Below are 15,262 nucleotides of genomic sequence, written 5' to 3'. Positions count from 1 at the left end.
CAACGGATCCATTGTGTGGACCCGTAGTCCTGATGCGTCCGGCGCGCCGATGAGGCCACGCCGCTGCCGCCCGGAAACACTAGCATTTCTCGTACCAGGGGAACAGGTGCGGGATGCGCCAAGTGAAGATTTATTTTTGGAGGCCTGGGATGATGAGCAGACGTGCTGAAGTTTGCTTCACGAGCCGCTGCGCATCGGCTGCCAGCGGCACGCTCCGTCTACTTGCTGAGCAAGCGCTTTTCGGCGCGCAGGATGCTCTCTGAACTTCCGCGCAGCACCACGATGTCGCCCGTCATCAGCACCGTATCTTGGGCCGATTCCAGGCGTTGCTTGCCGCGTCGCAACATGGTGACTTCAGCGCCACACTGCGTCGGCAGGTCGATTTCTGCCAGGGTGTGGCCAACCGCACTGGCGCCGCCGATGAGGGTCACCGATTGCAGGCGCACGTTCATGCCCACGCCATCGGCCTCGGCGTCCGACATGCCGTGGAAATAACCGCGCAGCGAAGCATAGCGTTCGTCGCGAGCGTCCTGCACGCGGTGCACCACCCGCCGCAGCGGTACACCCAACATCACCAGTGCGTGCGAAGCCAGCATGAGGCTGCCTTCCAGGGCTTCCGGCACGACCTCGGTAGCGCCGGCGGCCAGCAGTTTTTCCAGGTCGGCATCATCGTGGCTGCGCACGATGACGGGCAGCTCGGGTTCCAGTTCGTGGGCGTGATGCAGGACCTTCAGGGCCGAAGGCGTACTGGCATAGGTCACCACCAGCGCCGCCGCGCGATGGATACCGGCGGCCACCAGGCTCTCGCGCCGCGCCGCATCGCCGTAGGACACGCTGGCGCCACCGTTGCGGGCGTCCTGCACCAGCTCCGGATCCATCTCCAGGGCGTGATAGGCGATGCCCTCCTCTTCCAGCAGGCGCGCCAGGCTCTGGCCGCTGCGGCCGAAGCCGGCGATGATCACATGCTTCTGCACACCCATGGTGCGCGTGGCCAGCTGCGTCAGGGCCAGCGACTGCAGCATCCACTCATTGGCAGAAAGCTTCATGACGATGGCATCGGACTTGGCCAGGATGAAGGGCGTGGCCAGCATCGACAGCACCATCGCGGCCAGGATCACCTGGATCAGCATGGGATCGACCAGTTTGAGGCCACCGGCCTGGCTCAGCAGCACGAAGCCGAATTCCCCGGCCTGCGCCAGGCCCAGGCCCACGCGCAGCGCCACACCGGTGGTGGAGCCGAACAGGCGCGCCAGTCCGGCGATGAGGGCAAACTTGAGCAATACCGGCCCGGTCAGCAGGAGCAGTACCAGGAACCAGTGATCCACCAGCGTGCGCACATTGAGCAGCATGCCGATGGTGATGAAGAACAGGCCCAGCAGCACATCGCGGAAGGACTTGATGTCTTCTTCCACCTGGTGCTTGAACTCGGTCTCGGAAATGAGCATGCCGGCGATGAAGGCGCCCAGGGCCAGCGACAGCCCGGCCTTCTCGGTGATCCAGGCTGCGCCCAGGGTGATGAGCAGCAGGTTCAGCATGAACAGTTCCTGCGACCGCCGCTTGACCACGATGCGGAACCAGCCGCGCATGAGCTTGCTGCCAAAGAACAGCAGCAGGGCCAGCACCACCAGCGCCTTGCCCACCGCCCAGCCCAGCGTGACCATGATGTTGCCCGACGGGTTGGCCAGCGCCGGCACCACGATCAGCAGCGGCACCAGCGCCAGATCCTGGAACAGCAGCACGCCGAGAATGCGGCGGCCGTGTTCGGTCTCCAGCTCCAGCCGTTCGGTGAGCAGCTTGGAGACGATGGCCGTGGACGACATGGTGAGCGCCCCGCCCAGCGCGAAGGCGGCCTGCCAGGTCACGTTGACGAACTGCGGCAGCACCATGGCCGCGCCCCAGGCCACCACCATGGTCGTGGCAATGGTGGCGGCCACTTGCGCCACGCCCAGGCCGAAGACGATGTGGCGCATGGCCGAGAGCTTGGAGAGCGAAAACTCCAGCCCGATGGAGAACATCAGGAAGACCACGCCGAATTCGGCCAGCGCATGGGTGGTTTCGTTGTCTTCGGCGAAGGCCAGGCCGTGCGGGCCGATGATGATGCCCACCACCAGGTAGCCCAGCATGGGCGGCAACTGCATCATGCGGAAGGCGACCACGCCGAGCACTGCGGCGGCCAGAAGGAAAAGGGTCAGTTCCAGTCCGGAAAACATTGCTGTCGAGTTTCTTGTCAAAAGCCGCCGGGCTCGGCGGGGTTCGATGTGAATGAATTGGCAACGCACCAGCAAGAGGCAGTTCATGCAGCCAGCATTGAACGTGAAGGAAAACCTCGGGCAGCGGCGGGCTTGATCGCCGTAGAATTCATACCTGTGGCGCAACAACAGCAGAGTTATTCACTACGATCGTGGGCTTTCCCCGTCTGTTGCGATGCCGCGCCCGACCTTGGTGCAGGCCGGAATCCCCCGTGGCTGCGGCGCTGCGGCGCGACGCAAAGCTGCACTTCACATCAAATCCGGCAGCATTCCCTTACATCTGGCAAGTTTTTTGCTTTGCTAATTCGTTTATACTTCGGTTATGAGTGTAACCGATGACAAAACCACGCCTGCATCTTTTTCGGCCGGGGCTGCCCGCCGTGCCATCGAACTGGCACGCCAGACCCTGCAGATCGAAGCTGATGCCATCCTGGCCCTGAAAAACCGCCTGCGCGACGACAGCGCCGAACCCCTGGCCCAGGCCGTAGAGGTCTTGCTGCAGTGCGAGGGGCGAGCGGTGGTTTCCGGGATCGGCAAATCCGGCCACATCGGCCGCAAGATGGCTGCAACCCTGGCCTCTACCGGCACCCCGTCGCTGTTCATGCATCCGGCTGAAGCCGCCCATGGCGACCTGGGCATGGTGACCGCGCGCGATGTCTTCATCGCCATTTCCAATTCCGGCGAAACGGCCGAGCTGCTGGCCATCGTCCCCATCATCAAGCGCATGGGCGCAGTGATCATTGCCATGACCGGCAATGACCAGTCCAGCCTGGCGCAGCTTGCGGCCGTGCACCTCAACGTGGGCGTGGCCCAGGAAGCCTGTACCCTCAACCTGGCGCCTACCGCCAGCACCACGGCCGCGCTGGCCATGGGCGATGCGCTGGCGGTGTCGCTGCTGGACGCACGCGGATTCGTCGAGGAAGATTTTGCCCGCTCGCATCCCGGGGGCGCCCTGGGCCGCCGCCTGCTGACCCACGTACGCGATGTCATGCGCAGTGGCGAGGCCATTCCTGCCGTGCGTCCGGATGTGTCCCTGTCGGCCGCGCTCATGGAGATCACCCGCAAGGGCATGGCCATGACCGCCGTGGTGGATGAGCAATTCCGCCCGGTCGGCGTCTTTACCGATGGCGACCTGCGCCGCCTGCTGGAGCGTGGCCAGGACTTCGCCAAGTTCTGCATTGCAGACGTGATGCATGCCAATCCGCAGACCGTCAACCAGGACCAGCTGGCAGTGGATGCGGTGCAATTGATGGAACAATTCCGCATCAACCAGTTGCTGGTCACCGATGCGGCCGGCGTGCTCACGGGCGCGCTGCACATCCACGATCTCACGCGTGCCAAGGTGATCTGATGAATGCGCCAGCCTTCGCCAGCACCCTGCCCGCCGCCGCGCTCGCCAAGGCGGCGCAGGTGCGCCTGATGATCTTCGATGTGGACGGCGTGCTCACCGATGGCGGCCTGTTCTATGGTGATGAGGGTGAAGCCTTCAAGCGCTTCAACGCCCTCGATGGCCACGGCATCAAGATGATGCAGCAGTACGGTACGGCCGCCGCCATCATCACTGCGCGCCAGTCGCCCTTCGTACTGCGCCGGGCGCGCGACCTGGGCATCGCCCATGTCTTCCAGGGCATCCACGACAAGCGCCAGGCTTTCGAGCAATTGCTGCAGCAGGTGCAGCTGGGTCCGCAGGATTGCGGCTACCTGGGGGATGACATCATCGACCTGCCGGTCCTGACCCGCGTGGCCTTCAAGGCCTGCGTGGCCAACGGCCATCGTGAAGTGAAGTCGCGCAGCGACTACGTCACCCAGGCCACCGGCGGCAATGGCGCCGTGCGAGAAATCTGCGACCTGGTCCTGGCCGCGCAAGGCAACTACGAGGCGGCGCTGGCGCCGTACCTGGCATGAGCGGGCACAGCGGGGCACGCAAGGCCGAGCGCATCCGCGTGGCGGTGATCCTGGCGATCCTGATCGGCGCAGCGCTGGGCAGTTTCTGGGTGATGCAGGCCATGCGCGCAGCGGGCGACAAGCAGCCGGTGCAGCGTCCGCGCGGCAAGCCCGACTACTACCTGGAAAACTTCAGCTACGTGAGGATGGGCCCCACCGGCCTGCCGCGCTATGACGTCTCGGGCAGGAAGATGGTGCACTTCCCCACGGATGATTCCTTCGAGATCACCAAGCCGGTCGTGCACAACCTGGACCAGGCCCAGGCGCCCATGGAGCTCTACTCCGATACCGCACGCGTGACGGACGACCAGACCCAGATCCACATGTACGGCAACGCCAACGCGATACGCGCGCCCTACAAGGGGCGCGAGCAGATGCACCTGGTATCGGAATACCTGCTGCTGTTGCCCGACGATGAAATCGTCAAGACCGACAAGCCGGTGGCCATGACCATGGGCACCACGCGCCTGAACGGCGTGGGCATGGTGGCCAACAACGCCACCCAGGTGGTGCAGCTGTTCGGCAATGTACGCGGCTATTACGAGCCGACCCCGAAGAAACGATAACCCGGTAGCGACCGGGACAAGAACGCCAAGAACCGACCAGACAGGAAACCAATGAAACGCTCACTCTTTCTGCCCATGCTGATGCTGGCTGCCGTGTGCGGCGTGGCCAACGCCGAGAAGGCGGACTCCACCAAGCCCACCAACATCGAGGCAGACCAGATGGTGTATGACGATGTGCGCCAGGTGAAGACCTTCACCGGCAACGTGGTCATGACGCGCGGTACGCTCATCATCAAGGCCGGCCGGGTGGTATTGACGACCGACCAGTACGGTTATGAAAACGCCGTGCTGTACGCGGCTCCCGGGTCGCTGGCCAACTTCCGCCAGAAGCGCGACGGCGGTCCCAACCTGTGGATCGAAGGCCAGGCCGAGCGGATCGAATATTCGGAACAGACCGAAGTCTCCAAACTGTTCCAGCGCGCGCACATCCAGCGCATGGATGGTGATCGCATCACCGATGAAGTCAACGGTGAATTCATCTCCTACGACAGCCGTGCGGAGTTCTACTCCGTGAACAATACCGCCAGCGGCGAGAGCAAGCCCGGCGCGGGCCGCATCACCGCCGTGATCCAGCCCAAGAATCCGCCGCCGGCTGGCAGCACCGCACCGGCCACCCCGGCGGCCCAGCCGTCCGGCAAGAACAACGCCGCGCAGCCTGCCCCGCGTCGCGACAACGGAAAGGGCCAATGACGATGGCAGCCAGCTCGCTGGTCGTTCGCGGCCTGAAGAAAAGTTATGGCGCGCGCCAGGTGGTGCGCGATGTCTCGATGGAAGTGCGCAGCGGCGAAGTGGTCGGCCTGCTTGGCCCCAATGGTGCCGGCAAGACCACCTCGTTCTACATGATCGTGGGCCTGGTGCCCTCCGATGGCGGCGAGATCGACCTGGATGGCGCATCCATTTCGCGCATGCCCATCCACAAGCGCGCCACCATGGGCTTGTCTTACCTGCCGCAGGAAGCCTCAGTGTTCCGCAAGCTGACGGTGGAAGACAATATCCGTGCCGTGCTCGAGCTGCGCCAGGAAGACGGCAAGCCGCTCTCGCGCGATGAAATCGAAGGCCGCCTCAACAACCTGCTGCACGAACTGCAGATCGAAAAGCTGCGCGATAGCCAGGCGCTGTCGCTCTCGGGCGGCGAGCGTCGCCGTGTCGAAATCGCCCGCGCACTGGCCACCGATCCGCGCTTCGTGCTGCTCGATGAACCCTTTGCCGGTATCGACCCGATTGCCGTGATCGAGATCCAGCGCATCGTGCGCTTCCTGAAGGAACGCGGCATCGGCGTGCTCATCACCGACCACAATGTGCGCGAGACGCTGGGCATCTGCGACCGCGCCTACATCATCAACCAGGGCACGGTGCTGGCCAGCGGCAATCCGGAAGAGATCATCGCCAACGAATCGGTGCGCCGCGTGTACCTGGGCGAACACTTCCGCATGTAAGCAGGCAACTTACTTTACGCAACGACAGGCAGTGCAACCAGCGGGCCACGCCGCTTCCAGAAAGACAGATGAAACAGTCGCTCCAGTTACGTACCTCGCAGCACCTCGCCTTGACGCCGCAACTGCAGCAGTCGATCAGGCTGCTGCAACTGTCGACGCTGGAACTGCACCAGGAACTGGAACAGATCCTCTCCGACAATCCCCTGCTGGAACGCCTGGACGATGCGCTCGACAATTCGGTGCGCCTGCTGGCCGATGGCGCCGTCTCCAGTTCGCCCTCCAGCGGTGTGGCCGAGGCGCCCGGGGAAGGCAGCGGCGAGGCCGCACCGGCGGCGGCAGATGGCGATTCCAGTTTCGAGTACCAGGACAACAATCCCGACAACGGTGTCACCGGCGATGCTGACTGGAGCTTTGACGATGTCGCACGCAGCGGCAAGTCGCCGGACGACGACGATGCCCGTCCGCAACTCGAAGCCCACGAACTGACCCTGCGCGAACACCTGCTGGAACAGATCCGCGTGACCGCGCGCACCCTGCGCGATCGGGCGCTGCTGGAGCTGCTCACCGATGCGCTCGACGAAAGCGGCTATCTCGAAGAACCGCTGGAAGACATCCACGCGCGCCTGCCTGAAGAGTTGGGCATCGACATGGAAGAGCTGTCCATTTCGCTCAAGCTCCTGCAGAGCCTGGATCCCGCGGGGGTGGGTGCACGCAGTGCCGGTGAATGCCTGGCGCTGCAAATCCGCCGCCTGCCCAAGATCCCCTTTGTCACCCGCAAGCTGGCGCTGAGGATCGTTGAGGATTACCTGCCGCTGTTTGCCCAGCGCGATTTCAACAAGATCAAGAAGGCCCTGGATTGCGATGACGAAGACCTGCGTGAAGCCCAGGCCGTGATCCGCCAATGCCGTCCGCACCCGGGTGCCGAATTCGCGCGCGATGCCTCGGACTATGTGGTGCCGGATGTGATTGTCAAGCAGACAAAGACCGGCTGGCAGGTCATGCTCAACCATGAGGTCATGCCCAAGCTGCGCGTCAATGCGATGTATGCCAGTGCATTGAAGCAAGCCAAGGGCGAAGGTTCGCTGTCGTCGCAGTTGCAGGAAGCCAAGTGGCTCATCAAGAACATGCGGCAACGTTTCGATACAATTTTGCGCGTCGCGCAGGCTATTGTGGAACGTCAAAGAAACTTCTTTTCACATGGGGCAGTCGCCATGCGCCCCCTTGTGCTGCGTGAAATTGCTGATACACTGGGTCTACACGAGAGCACCATCTCTCGCGTGACGACTCAGAAATACATGCTCACTCCGCATGGAATGTTTGAGTTGAAATACTTCTTCGGTAGCCACGTCGCGACTGAAACCGGAGGCGAAGCTTCCTCCACCGCGATACGGGCGCTGATCAAACAGTTGATAGGAGCCGAGAACCCGCAGACCCCATTATCCGATAGCAAGATTGCGGATATGCTGGCAGAACAAGGCATGGTGGTCGCGCGACGCACAGTCGCCAAATACCGCGAAGTGTTGAAGATTCCGCCGGTCAATCTCCGCAAGTCCCTCTGAGTTTTTCCTCAGTTTTTCTGCAGTACCGTTGCTGTGTTCAGGCAAGCATCCGACTGATGCCCGCGCCATCCGACACGAAGACCGTGCCCGTGGTACAGCTGCAGCAGGATCGATTGCACGAACCTCCAGTGACTTCACGATAGGAGTCTTGTATGAATCTGACCATCAGTGGACACCACCTCGAACTGACCCCCGCCATCCGGGAATACGTGCAAAGCAAGCTCTCGCGTATCAAGCGCCATTTCGACAACGTGATCGACGTCAGCGTGATCCTGAGCGTAGATAAACTCACAGAAAAGGAAAAGCGCCAAAAAGCGGAAATCAACGTCCACATCAAGGGGAAGGATCTACATGCGGAAAGCATCGCACACGACCTCTACGCTGCCATTGACACGCTGATCGACAAGCTCGATCGCCAGGTCATCAAGCACAAGGACAAGTTGCAGGAACATCACTCCATGGCCAAGCGCCTGCCGGACGAAACGCCGGAGGATGCGGTGGCCGGAGCGGCATAAGCCAGGACACCCTCGGCAAGCCGCCTCGCAGCCGCAACGCTGCTGAGAAAGCCAGCCGAATTTCATGAGGAAGGGGCGCGCAAGCGCCCTTTTTCATTGATGGCCGCCGAACTGGCGCAAGCCTGTGGAAAAAATATAAATCATTGCGCAAGGCAACTTTTCCACAGCCGTCGCTGAACATGATGCAGGAGCCTGCTGCTTGAATGTGTTCACGTCACCCTCATCTTCGATACGAGAACTTGCATACGATATAAATCATTTCCGTGATGCAATTTCCTGCCCGGTCAGACGGCCGGGCGGACCTTACCCGTTTTCAACGCGCCGGCCGGCTTTTCCCTATAATGTCGGCAATCCCATTTTTAAAGGCATAGCCATGAGCGACGTCCAATCCTGGATCAAAGAAACCGTGACCCAAAACCCCGTGGTGCTGTTCATGAAGGGCACTGCACAGTTCCCGCAATGCGGCTTTTCCGGCAAGGCCATCCAGTTGCTCAAGGCCAGCGGCGCCGAGAACATCGTCACCGTCAACGTGCTGGAAAGCCCGGACGTGCGCCAGGGCATCAAGGAATACTCGAACTGGCCGACCATTCCCCAGCTGTACGTGAAGGGTGAATTCGTCGGCGGCTCCGACATCATGACCGAGATGTTCGAGTCGGGCGAACTGCAGACCCTGATCAAGGGCTGAGTTTTACTTGCCTCGCTGACGCATGACCAGTTCTCCCAACCAGCCACGCCAGCGCCTGATCGTGGCCATCACCGGCGCCACCGGGGCCATCTATGGCGTGCGGCTGCTGGAGCATCTGCGCAAGCACGGCCAGGTGGAAACGCACCTGATGGTGTCCGAAGCCGGCGTGCTCAACCTGCACCAGGAACTGGACATGCGGCGCAAGGATGTGGAAGCGCTGGCCGATGTGGTGCACAACGTGCGCGATGTCGGCGCATGCATCGCCAGCGGTTCCTTCGCCTCCACCGGCATGGTGGTGGCGCCCTGTTCGATGAAGACGCTGGCCGCCGTGGCGCATGGCCTGTCCGACAACCTCATCACCCGCGCAGCGGATGTGGTACTCAAGGAACGCCGGCGGCTGGTGCTGATGGTGCGCGAGACCCCCTTCAACCTGGCCCATCTGCGCAACATGACGTCCGTCACGGAAATGGGCGGCGTAATCTTCCCGCCCCTGCCCGGCTTCTACCAGCGCCCTGCTTCCATGGAAGAAATGGTGGATCACACGCTCGGACGCGTGCTGGACATGTTCGGGATTTCCATGCAGTTGACGCCGGAGTGGAAGGGCATGAAGGGCGGGACTGAGTGATGGACGAGAGGACGATGGACGACATCACCTCGCACTTTGCGGCCTTGTCGTCCCTCATCCCGCTGCGGCCGATTCGTTCCGACGACGACTATGACCGCGCAGTCGCCACGCTGAATCAATTGCTCGATGCCGGTGCCAGCGATGAACGGCATCCGCTGGCCGACCTGGTCGACACGCTCGGCAGCCTCATTGCCGAATACGATGACAAGCACTTCCCGCTGCAGCAGGTTTCTCCGGTTGAAGTCCTGCAATTCCTGATGGAGCAGCATCAACTGACGCAATCCGACCTCCCCGAGATCGGCTCACAAGGCGTGGTCTCCGAGATCCTGCGCGGCAAGCGCGATTTGAACCTGCGCCAGGTCAAGGCACTGGCCGAGCGCTTCGGCGTCGGTCCTGCCGTGTTCATCGGCTAGCGCATCGCGCTTTTCACCGCTTCAAAAAAATGGCCGCAGTTCATCACTGCGGCCATTTCTTCATCTGGCGGATATAAGCCCGCTCAACCCCGCCCGATATACGGCATCTTGGTCGCCATCACCGTCATGAACTGCACATTGGCCTCCAGCGGCAGGCTGTCCATGTAGAGGATGGCACGGGCCACGTGCTCCGCATCCATGGTCGGTTCGACCTTGGTCGACCCATCGGCCTGCAGCGTGCCCTTCTTCATCAGCGTGGTCATGTCGGTGGAGGCATTGCCGATGTCGATCTGACCGCAGGCGATGTCATAGGCGCGGCCATCGAGCGAGGTGGCCTTGGTCAGTCCCGTGATGGCGTGCTTGGTGGCGGTATAGGAGGCCGAGAACGGACGCGGCGCATGCGCCGAGATCGAACCATTGTTGATGATGCGCCCGCCCCGCGGCGACTGGTCCTTCATGATGCGGAAGGCTTCCTGGGTACAGAGGAAAACACCGGTCAGGTTGATGTCCACCGCCGCCTTCCACTGCTCCACGCTCAGTTCTTCCAGCGACACCGGCGGCGCAAAGATGCCGGCATTGTTGAAGAGCATGTCCAGGCGTCCGAAACGCTCGCGGGTCTTGGCGAAGAGCTGCTTCACCGAGGCCGGATCGGTCACGTCGGCCGCCACCACCAGCGCGTTGGCGCCGTGCTCGCCGGCCAGCTTGACGGTCTCTTCCAGCGCATCCTGGCGGCGTCCGGCCAGGGCCACGCCATAGCCTTCGCGCAGCAGCGCGAGCGTGATCTGCCGGCCGATGCCGGAGCCTGCGCCGGTCACCAGCGCGATACGTTTGGGTGCAGCCATCTTGTGTACTCCTCACTCACTGTAGGTCATGGACGATGCGCATCACGGGGCCATAAAAAAACCGCCCGTGATGCACGGGCGGTTTCACTATAGCAAACACGGCGGCGGGCCAGATGAGAGATTTTCAATCCGGCTGGCCACCGTTCATCTATCGCTCCACTTCATACCGAGGACGACAAGGGCTTGTTCGTATCGATACCCAATGTACGCGCTGCTTCTTCAAGCCGCGCACGTTCATCGACCCATACTTCACACAAGGCCGTATAGGCAATCCAGCGCGCATCGATCTCGAAGAAGTCCCGCAAATTCACCCGCGTATCACTGCGGCCAAAACCGTCCGTGCCCAGGGTCACATACGGAGCGGGCACGAAGGCGCGAATGCTCTCGGGCAAGGTGCGGATGTAATCGCTCACGGCGATCACCGGTGCCGCGCTATCCCGCAATTGCGCTGTCACGTAAGGCTGGCCATCGCTGCCCGACAAACGCTGTGCGCGCTGTGCCGCCACCCCATCACGCGCCAGTTCGGTATAGCTGGTCACGCTCCATACCTCGGCCTCGACCTGCCAGTGCTGTTGCAGCAGCGCCGCCGCCGCCACGGCTTCCTTGAGGATGGGGCCGGAACCCAGCAGCCGTACTTGCGCCCCAGGCTTGCGGCCCAGGCAGTACATGCCGCGCAGGATGCCGTCCTGCACCCCGTCCGGCAGGCTGGGCTGGGCCTCGTTCTCATTGGTGACGGTGATGTAGTAGAAGACGTCATCGCCGCGCTCCATCATGCGGCGCATGCCCTCATCCAGGATCACCGCCAGCTCATAGGCATAAGCCGGGTCATACGACACGCAATTGGGAATCGATGCGGCCGTCACCAAGCTGTTGCCGTCCTGGTGCTGCAGCCCCTCGCCACCCAAGGTCGTGCGGCCCGAGGTGGCACCGATCAGGAAGCCGCGCGCACGCTGGTCCGCCGCCGCCCAGATCAGGTCGCCGATGCGCTGGAAACCGAACATCGAATAGTAGATGTAGAACGGCAGCATCGGCGTGCCATGCACCGAGTAGGCGGTGGCCGCTGCAGTCCACGAGGAAATCGCCCCTGCCTCGGTGATGCCCTCCTCCAGGATCTGGCCATCCTTGGCCTCGCGATAGTAGAGGATGGAACCGATATCCTCAGGCTCATACAGCTGACCCTGCGAGGAATAGATGCCGACCTGGCGGAACAGGTTGGCCATGCCGAAGGTGCGCGCCTCATCGGCCACGATGGGCACCACATACTGGCCGAAGTCCTTGTCCTTGAGCAGGTTGCCGAGCTGGCGCACCAGCGCCATGGTGGAAGACATTTCCTTGCCATCGGCTTGCAGCGCGAACTTGCTGTGTGCCTCCAGCGATGGCACGGTGCGGCGCGCCTCACCCGCATGGCGGCGCGGCAGGTAGCCGCCCAGTGCGGCACGGCGTGCATGCAGGTGCTTCATCTCCGGACTGTCATCAGCCGGCTTGTAGAAAGCCAGCTCACGGCATTGCTCATCGCTCAGCGGCAGCTTGAATCGGTCACGGAATTGCAGCAGGCTTTCCTCATCGAGCTTCTTCTGCTGGTGCGTGGTCATCTTGCCCTCGCCCGCCGCGCCCATGCCGTACCCCTTCTTGGTCTGCGCCAGGATCACCGTGGGCTGGCCGCGATGGCTGGCCGCTGCCTGGTAGGCCGAGAAGATCTTCTTCATGTCGTGGCCGCCACGGCGCAGGCGATTGATTTCCTCATCGGTGAGGGTGGCGCCGATGGCACGCGTGCCCGGGGTCTGGCCAAAGAAATGCTGGCGATTGAACGCACCATCATTGGCGGCAAAGGTCTGCAATTGCCCGTCCACCGTGCGGTTCAAGGCATCGACCAGTTCGCCGTCCTTGTCGCGCGCGAACAGGCCATCCCAGTCCGAGCCCCACAGCAGTTTGATGACGTTCCAGCCGGCACCGGCAAAGAGGGTCTCCAGTTCATCGACGATGTGGCCATTGCCGCGCACCGGGCCATCGAGCCGCTGCAGGTTGCAATTGACCACGAAGATCAGGTTGTCCAGCTTCTCGCGCGAGGCCAGCGAGAGCGCGGCCAGCGATTCGGGCTCATCCATCTCGCCGTCGCCAAACACGCCCCACACCTTGCGCCCTTGATCCTGCAGCAGGCCGCGATGCTCCATGTAGCGCAGGAAGCGCGCCTGGTAGATGGCATTGATGGGACCGATGCCCATCGAGCCGGTCGGGAACTGCCAGAAATGCGGCATCAGCCAGGGATGCGGATAGGACGACAAACCCTGCCGCCCCACGCGCTTGGCTTCGATCTCGCGGCGATAGTAGGCCAGGTCCTCTTCGCTCAAGGCGCCTTCGAGAAATGCGCGCGCATAGATGCCAGGGGCGGAGTGCGGCTGGAAGTAGACGACGTCACCGGCAAACTGCGCATCGCGCGCACGGAAGAAGTGATTGAAGCCGACCTCGAAGAGGTCCGCCGCCGAGGCGAAGCTGGCGATGTGCCCGCCCAGCTCGCCGTAGGCGCGGTTGGCGCGCACCACCATGGCCAGTGCATTCCAGCGCATGATGCTGGCGATGCGTTCCTCGATGGCCTGCGCATCGGAACCGCCGGGAAAAGGCGGTTCCTGTTCAGGCCGGATGGTGTTGACGTAGGGCGTATTGCGCGCATCGCGCCAGTTCACGCCCCATTGCTGGGCCGCCGCCGACAGCCGCGAGAGCAGGAAGCGCGCACGTTCCGGGCCGGCTTCGGCCAGCACGCTCTGCAGCGCCTGCAGCCACTCCTGGGTTTCCTGTGCATCGAGGTCGATATCCTTCGGGATATCACTGTCACTGGGGCGGGACATGTCCACTTCCTGTTCTCCTGTCTGGGCGCGCCGGGCAACATGCAGCGCCCGGCACAAAACGTGCCGGCACTGCAATCGCTGCTATGCAAAGAGACAAAAAGCCGGTAAAACACAGGCCGCGCCATCCGTCTCCCCGCGCCCGACGCCTTTTCGGTCTTGTTGTCGTTGAGGGCTAGCTTCTGTGATGGAACCACTGGACTACGATACGCCGGATGCCCCGGCATGAGTCACTTAAAATTGGAAGTTGCCGTACAATATTCAGCATCCAGTGCTGCGAAACTGAAACTGACAGAATTAAATTTCGATAATGGAACTCGACACCACCGATTTGCGCATCCTGAATATCCTTCAGGAGAACAGTTCGATCAGCAATCTGGAGCTGGCCAGCCGCATCAACCTTTCGCCCTCGCCGACCCTGGCCCGTGTGAAGCGACTGGAGACCGAAGGCATCATCTCGCGCTATGTGGCGCTGGCCGATCCGCACCTGCTGGGCCTGAAGGTGAACGTGTTCGTCAAGGTGATCCTGGAGCGCCAGGGTGCCGAAGCACTGGCCCAGTTCGAGACGGCGGTCAGTGCCTTCGATGAAGTCATGGAAGTCTACCTGATGACCGGCGACGAAGATTACCTGCTGCGCATCGTGGTGCCGGACCTGCTGACGCTGGAGCACTTCATCGTCGATCACCTGACCAAGATCCCCGGCATCAAGAACATCCGCTCCAGCTTTGCGCTGAAGCAGATCAAGTACAAGACCGCCCTGCCCACGCCCAAGATCAAGACGCGGCGCTGAGCCGGGCTGAGCCGGGCTGAGCCGCACGGCATGCTGGCGAAAAAAAGGGCCTTGCGGCCCTTTGTTCGTTGTTGCGCCAACGCGCCGGATTCAGTGCGAACGCCTGCCGCGCGGCTGGCCATCCTCACGGCGTCGCTGCGGGTGCCCGGGCAAGTCGGCCAGTGCCTCGGCCATTACGTCCTCGGCCAGGGGCGCTGCAGCCTCGCTGAGATCGCACCAGCGCTCCACCATCTCCACCACGCAACGCGCATAGTGTTCGCCATCGACCGGCTTGGGCAGGTATTCGGTGGCACCGGCGGCCAGCGCATCGCGCTCGCCTTCGGTCTCGTAGGACGGAAACACCACCACCGGCGCGCAGCAGAGATGCTTGCTGGCGCGTAACTCGCGCAGCAGTTCCAGTCCCTCGCCACATTCCATCTCGGACTCCAGCAGGATCAGGCTGGGCACGATGCCATCGGCCTGGCGGCGCCCCTGCAGCAGGCAGCGGCGCGCCGCGCTCAAGTCGCTGCACGCGCGGAAGTCGCAATGCAAGCCCGCACGCCACAGGGCGAAGCGCGCCAACTCGGCGGCCTCCTGGCTGGGGTCAATCATGATGATGCTGGGGAAACTCATGCTGCGAGGAAATATCCGGTAAAAATGCACAAGCCGTTCAAGGCTACAGCAACCGTTTTACAGGACTCGCCGCCAGCCCGGCATCGGGAATTTCCTGAACGCAGCCAACCCGCAAGCTGACGCGCCGTCAGGATTTCCCCGATCGCCGGCACCGGGGAAGATGGCTACAGTGGCAACATCAATGCA

15 protein-coding genes are annotated in these 15,262 nt (G+C 62.5%); 11 read left to right on the top strand and 4 right to left on the bottom strand.

Annotated features, from left to right (window positions below; all coding sequences use genetic code 11):
* Positions 1-218: 218 nt before the first annotated feature.
* Positions 219-2,210: a cation:proton antiporter gene (locus FYB76_RS14705; protein ID WP_154134119.1), complete on the bottom strand. Its 1,992-nt coding sequence runs from the start codon at positions 2,208-2,210 to the stop codon at positions 219-221.
* 361 nt (positions 2,211-2,571) lie between these two features.
* Here FYB76_RS14705 and FYB76_RS14700 point away from each other — a divergent pair, with 361 nt between their 5' ends.
* From FYB76_RS14700 to FYB76_RS14655, 10 genes are all read left to right on the top strand, one after another.
* On the top strand, positions 2,572-3,600 hold the full coding sequence (locus tag FYB76_RS14700; protein ID WP_154134118.1) for an SIS domain-containing protein: 1,029 nt from the start codon (positions 2,572-2,574) through the stop codon (positions 3,598-3,600).
* Entirely contained in the window at positions 3,600-4,154 is a 555-nt protein-coding gene (locus FYB76_RS14695) for an HAD family hydrolase (protein WP_154134117.1), read from the top strand. Before FYB76_RS14700 ends, FYB76_RS14695 begins: the two co-directional genes overlap by 1 nt.
* A complete protein-coding gene (gene lptC / locus FYB76_RS14690; protein WP_154134116.1) occupies positions 4,151-4,759 on the top strand; it encodes an LPS export ABC transporter periplasmic protein LptC in 609 nt (202 codons plus the stop codon). Before FYB76_RS14695 ends, lptC begins: the two co-directional genes overlap by 4 nt.
* Before the next feature lie 51 nt (positions 4,760-4,810).
* The gene (gene lptA / locus FYB76_RS14685; protein ID WP_088756093.1) at positions 4,811-5,449 is read left to right on the top strand and encodes a lipopolysaccharide transport periplasmic protein LptA; all 639 of its coding nucleotides are present in this window, start codon (positions 4,811-4,813) and stop codon (positions 5,447-5,449) included.
* Positions 5,446-6,195, top strand: coding sequence for an LPS export ABC transporter ATP-binding protein (gene lptB / locus FYB76_RS14680; protein WP_088756092.1), 750 nt, complete (start codon positions 5,446-5,448; stop codon positions 6,193-6,195). The genes lptA and lptB overlap by 4 nt, the downstream gene beginning before the upstream one ends.
* Before the next feature lie 68 nt (positions 6,196-6,263).
* A complete protein-coding gene (locus tag FYB76_RS14675; RefSeq protein ID WP_154134115.1) occupies positions 6,264-7,754 on the top strand; it encodes an RNA polymerase factor sigma-54 in 1,491 nt (496 codons plus the stop codon).
* 152 nt (positions 7,755-7,906) lie between these two features.
* Positions 7,907-8,269, top strand: a complete 363-nt coding sequence (hpf, locus tag FYB76_RS14670; RefSeq protein WP_034331451.1) for a ribosome hibernation-promoting factor, HPF/YfiA family — start codon at positions 7,907-7,909, stop codon at positions 8,267-8,269.
* Between the two features lie 373 nt (positions 8,270-8,642).
* Positions 8,643-8,954 carry a Grx4 family monothiol glutaredoxin gene (gene grxD / locus FYB76_RS14665; protein WP_088756090.1) on the top strand — a complete coding sequence of 104 codons (312 nt, stop codon included), beginning with the start codon at positions 8,643-8,645 and terminating at the stop codon, positions 8,952-8,954.
* Positions 8,955-8,976: 22 nt separating this feature from the next.
* On the top strand, positions 8,977-9,579 hold the full coding sequence (locus tag FYB76_RS14660; protein ID WP_154134114.1) for a UbiX family flavin prenyltransferase: 603 nt from the start codon (positions 8,977-8,979) through the stop codon (positions 9,577-9,579).
* 14 nt (positions 9,580-9,593) lie between these two features.
* Complete coding sequence (locus tag FYB76_RS14655) at positions 9,594-9,992, top strand: type II toxin-antitoxin system HigA family antitoxin (RefSeq protein ID WP_154134113.1); 399 nt, start codon at positions 9,594-9,596, stop codon at positions 9,990-9,992.
* A gap of 83 nt (positions 9,993-10,075) precedes the next feature.
* On the opposite strand, the gene FYB76_RS14650 is transcribed toward FYB76_RS14655, so the two are convergent.
* Positions 10,076-10,834, bottom strand: coding sequence for an SDR family oxidoreductase (locus tag FYB76_RS14650; RefSeq protein ID WP_088756088.1), 759 nt, complete (start codon positions 10,832-10,834; stop codon positions 10,076-10,078).
* A 161-nt stretch (positions 10,835-10,995) separates the two neighbouring features.
* Complete coding sequence (mdeB, locus tag FYB76_RS14645; RefSeq protein WP_154134112.1) at positions 10,996-13,677, bottom strand: alpha-ketoglutarate dehydrogenase; 2,682 nt, start codon at positions 13,675-13,677, stop codon at positions 10,996-10,998.
* Positions 13,678-13,984: 307 nt separating this feature from the next.
* Here mdeB and FYB76_RS14640 point away from each other — a divergent pair, with 307 nt between their 5' ends.
* Positions 13,985-14,464 (top strand): Lrp/AsnC family transcriptional regulator, encoded by a 480-nt coding sequence (locus tag FYB76_RS14640; protein ID WP_006461679.1) that lies wholly within the window; start codon positions 13,985-13,987, stop codon positions 14,462-14,464.
* A 90-nt stretch (positions 14,465-14,554) separates the two neighbouring features.
* Here FYB76_RS14640 and FYB76_RS14635 read toward each other — a convergent pair whose 3' ends face one another.
* Positions 14,555-15,076, bottom strand: coding sequence for a response regulator (locus FYB76_RS14635; RefSeq protein ID WP_154134111.1), 522 nt, complete (start codon positions 15,074-15,076; stop codon positions 14,555-14,557).
* Between the last annotated feature and the right edge of the window lie 186 nt (positions 15,077-15,262).

This window comes from Herbaspirillum sp. CAH-3 (genome assembly GCF_009668275.1).
In the GTDB taxonomy this organism is placed as follows: Bacteria; Pseudomonadota; Gammaproteobacteria; order Burkholderiales; family Burkholderiaceae_D; genus Herbaspirillum; species Herbaspirillum aquaticum.
This window is presented reverse-complemented; position numbering and strand designations above follow the sequence as displayed.

Bases quoted from the DNA above. Each gene is read 5' to 3' on its own strand.
- FYB76_RS14705 (WP_154134119.1), bottom strand. From the start codon at position 2,210: ATGTTTTCCGGACTGGAACTGACCCTTTTCCTTCTGGCCGCCGCAGTG.
- FYB76_RS14700 (WP_154134118.1), top strand. From the start codon at position 2,572: ATGAGTGTAACCGATGACAAAACCACGCCTGCATCTTTTTCGGCCGGG.
- FYB76_RS14695 (WP_154134117.1), top strand. From the start codon at position 3,600: ATGAATGCGCCAGCCTTCGCCAGCACCCTGCCCGCCGCCGCGCTCGCC.
- lptC (WP_154134116.1), top strand. From the start codon at position 4,151: ATGAGCGGGCACAGCGGGGCACGCAAGGCCGAGCGCATCCGCGTGGCG.
- lptA (WP_088756093.1), top strand. From the start codon at position 4,811: ATGAAACGCTCACTCTTTCTGCCCATGCTGATGCTGGCTGCCGTGTGC.
- lptB (WP_088756092.1), top strand. From the start codon at position 5,446: ATGACGATGGCAGCCAGCTCGCTGGTCGTTCGCGGCCTGAAGAAAAGT.
- FYB76_RS14675 (WP_154134115.1), top strand. From the start codon at position 6,264: ATGAAACAGTCGCTCCAGTTACGTACCTCGCAGCACCTCGCCTTGACG.
- hpf (WP_034331451.1), top strand. From the start codon at position 7,907: ATGAATCTGACCATCAGTGGACACCACCTCGAACTGACCCCCGCCATC.
- grxD (WP_088756090.1), top strand. From the start codon at position 8,643: ATGAGCGACGTCCAATCCTGGATCAAAGAAACCGTGACCCAAAACCCC.
- FYB76_RS14660 (WP_154134114.1), top strand. From the start codon at position 8,977: ATGACCAGTTCTCCCAACCAGCCACGCCAGCGCCTGATCGTGGCCATC.
- FYB76_RS14655 (WP_154134113.1), top strand. From the start codon at position 9,594: ATGGACGACATCACCTCGCACTTTGCGGCCTTGTCGTCCCTCATCCCG.
- FYB76_RS14650 (WP_088756088.1), bottom strand. From the start codon at position 10,834: ATGGCTGCACCCAAACGTATCGCGCTGGTGACCGGCGCAGGCTCCGGC.
- mdeB (WP_154134112.1), bottom strand. From the start codon at position 13,677: ATGTCCCGCCCCAGTGACAGTGATATCCCGAAGGATATCGACCTCGAT.
- FYB76_RS14640 (WP_006461679.1), top strand. From the start codon at position 13,985: ATGGAACTCGACACCACCGATTTGCGCATCCTGAATATCCTTCAGGAG.
- FYB76_RS14635 (WP_154134111.1), bottom strand. From the start codon at position 15,076: ATGAGTTTCCCCAGCATCATCATGATTGACCCCAGCCAGGAGGCCGCC.